At 70.0% G+C, this 1,617-nt stretch carries 1 protein-coding gene and 1 pseudogene; one reads left to right on the top strand and one right to left on the bottom strand.

The window, feature by feature from the left end; translation table 11 throughout:
- Positions 1–270 precede the first annotated feature (270 nt).
- Complete coding sequence (locus tag AB0M20_RS42395) at positions 271–978, top strand: GAF and ANTAR domain-containing protein (RefSeq protein WP_364307057.1); 708 nt, start codon at positions 271–273, stop codon at positions 976–978.
- A 16-nt stretch (positions 979–994) separates the two neighbouring features.
- Here the strand turns inward: AB0M20_RS42395 and AB0M20_RS42390 are convergent.
- Positions 995–1,617 (bottom strand): annotated as a pseudogene (locus AB0M20_RS42390) (hypothetical protein); the annotation flags it as partial.

Below are 1,617 nucleotides of genomic sequence, written 5' to 3'. Positions count from 1 at the left end.
TCATTTGCGTTAAGCTTTTGATCTACATTAAGCGTGCAGGTTTTTTGTCTATTTGTAGACGATTTTATGTTATACTAGTCCTTGAAAGAATAATCTGACCCCGATTTCCGCCGCAAAAGGGAATAGACTGGGTGCCTGCGACTGCTCTGCTCGCCCGAGGGTGGCCTTCCGGCGCCGACGACCGGCGCCTGTCCCCAGCCCTGACTCGGCTCTGGCAGCCACCCGATCTCCGCCCCATGAGTGACAGGGCCCGCGCAGAGAAGTAATCAGATGACGTCGCTTGAGCCGCTCGACCCGACTGCCGCATTCGCTGAACTGGGCCGTATCAAGCTCAGCGAAACGAACCTCGACGATGTCCTGTCCCGCGTCGCCGACCTGGCGAAACGCACCCTGCCCGGCACGCCGGAGGTGTCCGTGACCCTGATCCGCGGCGCCAGGGCCCACACCGTCGCGTTCACCGGGCCGGTCGCCTCCACTCTCGACGAGTGGCAGTACGAGCGGGGATACGGTCCCTGTCTGGACGCCGCGTCCGCCGCCACCACCCTGTCGGTGCCGGACATGGCCGTGGAGACCCGCTGGCCCGACTGGTCCGCCCGGGCGGCGCAGGCCGGTGTCCGCAGTTCCCTGGCGATCGCCCTGCCCGTGCAGGAGGACGTGGTCGGCGCGCTGAACGTCTACAGCCTCGATCCGAAGGCGTTCGACGACGACGCGGTGGCGCTGGCGGAGAAGTTCGGCGGGTACGCCGCGGTCGCCGTGGCCAACGCACATTTCTACGACGCGACGGCGACCCTGGCGCGGCAGATGCGGACGGCGATGGAGAGCCGTGCGGTCATCGAGCAGGCCAAAGGCATCATCATGGGACAGCGGCGGTGCACCGCGGACGAAGCCTTCACACTGATCAGCAAGCTCTCGCAGGACTGCAACCGCAAGCTCCGCGAGGTCGCCGAGGCGCTCGTCGCCGAGGCACGCGGGACGTGACCGCAGACGGCTGAGGTCAGTCGCCCGGCGCCAGCTCGATCGGATTCTGCTCGATCGGATTCTGCTCGATCGGCTCCTGTTCGGTCTTGGCGCCGTCGCGGAGGGCGAGCCGTTCGCGCTGTGGCACGACCGTGTATTTCGGATCCTTGGCCGAGGCGACGCCGCCCTCGAAGACGCCGAACCGGGTCGCCAGGGAGCCGGCCAGCAGTGCGGCGCCGGACAGCGCGGACAGCACCCGGCTGCGGCGGCCCAGCACGGCGCCGGCCATCCCGGCCGCGGTGAGGTAGCGGGCGGCGCGCAGCAGGCGTCCGGGCCGGCCGTCGCGGTAGGGCTCGCTCAGCAGGCCGTGGGACTCCTCGACGCGGTGGCAGGCGTACAGCTCGAGGGCGCCGCCGACCACGGCCATGCGGCGGGCCGGGCCGGCCTGCGCGACCGGCGCCCCGATCAGGCCCGCGGCCGCGCCGCTGGCCAGCGCGCTGCCGCCGAAGAGGTACGGCAGGTCGGGGTACGCGGCGTGCCAGCTCGGCGTGGCGGTGTCGGCCAGCAGCACCGCCGTGTAGGTGGCCAGTGCCGGCGCGGTGGCCGCGGCGCCCCACTGCCCCACGGTGCCCAGTGGCGGGAGGAGCTTGCGGGCGAGCC

It is taken from the genome of Actinoplanes sp. NPDC051633, from assembly GCF_040681735.1.
GTDB lineage: Bacteria > Actinomycetota > Actinomycetes > Mycobacteriales > Micromonosporaceae > Actinoplanes.
The sequence above is the reverse complement of the archived record's forward strand: the minus strand, read 5'-3'. Positions and strand labels throughout refer to the sequence as shown.

Bases quoted from the DNA above. Each gene is read 5' to 3' on its own strand.
- AB0M20_RS42395 (WP_364307057.1), top strand. From the start codon at position 271: ATGACGTCGCTTGAGCCGCTCGACCCGACTGCCGCATTCGCTGAACTG.